The sequence below is a fragment of the Bartonella sp. AA86SXKL genome, assembly GCF_042196885.1.
Map to the genome: position 1 here is coordinate 1 of NZ_JBHIRE010000537.1, position 578 is coordinate 578.

At 38.8% G+C, this 578-nt stretch carries 1 protein-coding gene; it reads left to right on the plus strand.

The annotated features are described in order from the left end of the window. Positions 1-578: TonB-dependent receptor plug domain-containing protein (locus ACFIO5_RS13150; protein ID WP_375705649.1), on the plus strand; the 578-nt coding region annotated here is incomplete at both ends.

The window sequence follows — 578 nt, forward strand, 5'->3', positions numbered from 1 at the left end:
TGATTCGTGGTTTAGATGCAAACCGTGTTCTCACAACAATGGATGGTATTGCTCTTCCATGGTTTGATGATATAGTACGTGGGAGAGGTGGAAATACAACTTTTGATTTTAATGCACTTTCTACATTTGATGTTATTCAAGGATCTGATTCCAGTCTTTATGGATCCGGTGCACTAGGAGGCGTCGTTGCTTTACGTACCCTTAATCCTGAAGACCTTATCACTGAAGAGAAGGATTGGGGGAGTCTTATAAAAGGTGGTTATCATTCTGTTAATAATAGTTGGCGGATAGATCAGGCTTTTGCTGTGCGTGTCCGACAAACATTTTTGCTTTTCCAAGGATCTCTTACGGAAGGGCATGAACGTAAGAATATGGGAACTGTAGAAGGCTATGAAGAGCGTACACGTAAAAACCCTGCTCAGTTTGACAAAAATAATTTGCTTTTTAAAATTCATCAATATTTTAATGGCAATCACCGTTTTGGTTTAACCGCAGAACGTTTTAATTACAATATCAATACGCATTCATTGAATGCATCTACAAGGTATGCTCCAGGTTCTGTTTATGATCAGGATAAC